The sequence below is a fragment of the Protofrankia sp. CiP1_Cm_nod4 genome (assembly GCF_982290645.1).
On record NZ_CEVIVC010000273.1, the window covers coordinates 1 to 2,692 of the forward strand.

Here is a 2,692-nt window from a genome sequence, read left to right on the forward strand (position 1 = left end):
CTCCCGCCGCCACGATCTCGACGCCACGATCCGCGCCACACACGACCGTGCCCGCGCGGACACCCGCACGGGCCGCCGCGGCCCCCGCGCGGCCGACGGCCACCACAGCGGCGGCCGCGCCTCTCGCCGTCTGCGATCCGGCCTATCCGGACGTGTGCCTGAAGGACGGGATCGGCGACTACGACTGCGCGGGCGGTTCCGGGAACGGCCCCAACTACGTCACCGGGCCGGTCCGGGTGCTTTCCCCGGACCCGTTCGGCCTCGACAGCGATCACGACGGCGTCGGTTGCGAGAAGCCCTGAGGCCGATGTGGCCAAGTTGGTCCGGTCGGGGCCTACCCGTGGGCCCCGACCCCGCCGGAGCCTGGTACATTCGGACCCGTCGCAACGCACAGCACGCGACACGCGCCGCTAGCTCAATTGGCAGAGCAGCAGACTCTTAATCTGCGGGTTCGGGGTTCAAGTCCCTGGCGGCGCACCCGTTCTGACCTGCGGTTGTTACTCTTGGTGATGACTGTCTGAAGATCAATGTACCCAACGGTGTACCCATCTGCAATCGATCATTGTTGGTCGGTGTCGGTGTCGGTGTCGGTGTCGGTGGGGTCGGGGCCTCCGGCTTCGTCCGCGTTGTCGTCCTCTTCGTCCGTGGACCTGTCGCCGGTGAACAGGTGGTCCAGACGGCCCACGGCGTCCCGTTGGGTCTCGGGCATGACGTGGGTGTACGTGTTCATGGTCAGTTGGATGGTCGAATGTCCGAGTAGTTCCATGACCGTGCGCGCGGGCACGCCTTCGGAGAACAGCATCGAGGCGAACGCATGACGAAGATCATGTAGACGGAGCCAGGGGAGCCCGGCCTTTTCCCGAAGCTGATCGAACCGGCGGTTGACGTTCCGTGGTTCCAACGGGGTACCGATCGACGAGGTGAACACGAGACCCGTCTCAGCCCAGCCGTCTCCGCGTTCGAACCGTTCGCCCGCCTGCATCACCCGATGCTGACGCAGGAGCTCCACCAGCCGAGCCGCACTGTCACTCTGGATGGCCGACGTGCGCCGTCGGGACATGCTGCTTCGTTCATCATTCGTGCTCGGCGCACTCGCCGGCCCCAGCCGAGATTGGCTGTTGACCAGCCTGGACGCCGCCGACGCCGGCCGGCCCGCCCACGCGGACATGGCCGCGGTCGAGTCCATCCGCACCATGTTCGGCGTGTTCCAGGAAATGGACGTCATCCAAAGCGGCGGTGACATCGCCCGGCGCACCGTCGCCCAGTACCTCACCGAACACGTCCTCCCGCTCCTGCAGGAATCCCACCCCGAGCCCGTCCGCCAAGCCCTCTTCGAGGTCGCCGCCGAACAGACCTATCTCGCCGGCTGGATGGCGTTCGACTCCGGCCAGCACGGCATCGCGCAGCGCTACCTGATCCAGTCCCTCCGGCTCGCCGACGCCGCCGGTAACCGGATGCTCGGCGCCCATGTCCTGGCTGGCCTCTCCGACCAGGCAACCCAACTCGGCCACCCCGACGAAGGGCTCCGCCTCGTCCGCGCCGGCCGCCACGGTCTGCGTGGTCTGTGTGCTCCCGCCGCCCTGACCGACCTGTACGTGTTGGAAGCCCGCGCCCTGTCAGTCCTGGGCCGCTCCACCGACACCGCCGCGACGATCGCGCAGGCCGAAAAGACCTTCGATCTCATCAACCCGGCGAACGAACCCGAATGGGCAAAGTTCATCGACGAGCCCTACGTCACGGGGGAGATCGCGAACAGTCTCCGCGACATCGGCGACCCAGCCGAGGCCCACCGTTACGCCCGCCAGTCTGTCGAAGCCGCCCGCAAGCAGAACCGGGGACGCCGCGGGGCGCTGAGCCAAACTGTCGTCGCCGTCAGCTTCACCCAACAAAACGACCTCGAAGGCGCCATCACCGCCGGCCACACGGCGATCGACATCGCCGCCGGAGTCCCCACCTCCGCCCGCTACGTCACCGCCATGACCGACCTGCGGAAACGACTCGTCCCCTACCAGCGCGACGCCCACGCCCGCGAGCTTGTCTCCCGCATCGACCGCACCGCGCTTGCCAGCGCCGCGGCCTGACCACAACGGAGCCGACCGACGATCAGAGGCGCGGCCGGACGGACGACATTGGCTATGTACGAGGCTGACTGACTGCCGAATTATTCGTTTTAGGATCAAGGCGGTGGCGGTCCGCGCCGCGCGACCGGCTGCGCGCGGCCTGGCGGCCGTGCTCGCCGGGCGCGTCGCATCCCGCCGCCGCACAGAACCCAGGCCAGGAGTAGCAGGCACGCTGACCATTCTCGGTAAGCCGCGGCGCGCTGTTCGGGTCGACCGTCGCCGGTCGGGCGAATCCATACCGTACCGAGCGGCACGGATTCGCGCTGTTGGTCCTGTTCCGTGGTCAGCCTCACCGACCATCCGGATGCGTTCCACGACGGGCGCGTTCGCAACCAACGGAGACGATCAGCGCGAACGCCAGAAGCATACGAAAACCGAGCAATGGGCACGCCAGCGGGCAGCCGGGAGACAGTAGGGGTCGCTTCGCTCCCCGGACAGCCCGACCCCTCACCCTAGGCAAAGGCGAGACCATCTATGGTCGCCTTCCGAGAAAGCGGCAACAATTTTGGATGCCCATCGGTGGCATTGGTGGACTGTTCACTGGGCGGCGGACAACGTTTGAGCTTCCTCGG

The 2,692-nt window shown here is 67.4% G+C and carries 2 protein-coding genes, 1 tRNA gene and 1 pseudogene; 3 read left to right on the plus strand and 1 reads right to left on the minus strand.

What is annotated here, in order from left to right:
• Together AC5LSR_RS24070 and AC5LSR_RS24075 are read left to right on the plus strand one after the other, a co-directional pair.
• Nucleotides 1–302 (plus strand): annotated as a pseudogene (locus AC5LSR_RS24070) (hypothetical protein); the annotation flags it as partial.
• A 102-nt stretch (nucleotides 303–404) separates the two neighbouring features.
• Nucleotides 405–477 (plus strand) — tRNA-Lys (locus AC5LSR_RS24075).
• A gap of 82 nt (nucleotides 478–559) precedes the next feature.
• Here AC5LSR_RS24075 and AC5LSR_RS24080 read toward each other — a convergent pair.
• On the minus strand, nucleotides 560–1,060 hold the full coding sequence (locus AC5LSR_RS24080; protein ID WP_250285699.1) for a tyrosine-type recombinase/integrase: 501 nt from the start codon (nucleotides 1,058–1,060) through the stop codon (nucleotides 560–562).
• On the opposite strand from AC5LSR_RS24080, the gene AC5LSR_RS24085 reads away from it, so the two are divergent.
• Nucleotides 1,059–2,081 carry an NsdA family TPR-like regulatory protein gene (locus AC5LSR_RS24085; RefSeq protein ID WP_493469080.1) on the plus strand — a complete coding sequence of 341 codons (1,023 nt, stop codon included), beginning with the start codon at nucleotides 1,059–1,061 and terminating at the stop codon, nucleotides 2,079–2,081. The genes AC5LSR_RS24080 and AC5LSR_RS24085 overlap by 2 nt on opposite strands.
• The last annotated feature ends 611 nt before the right edge of the window (nucleotides 2,082–2,692 follow it).

What these genes read in the sequence shown, in the direction of transcription:
- AC5LSR_RS24085 (WP_493469080.1), top strand. Translation starts at nt 1,059, where the DNA reads ATGCTGCTTCGTTCATCATTCGTGCTCGGCGCACTCGCCGGCCCCAGC.
- AC5LSR_RS24080 (WP_250285699.1), bottom strand. Translation starts at nt 1,060, where the DNA reads ATGTCCCGACGGCGCACGTCGGCCATCCAGAGTGACAGTGCGGCTCGG.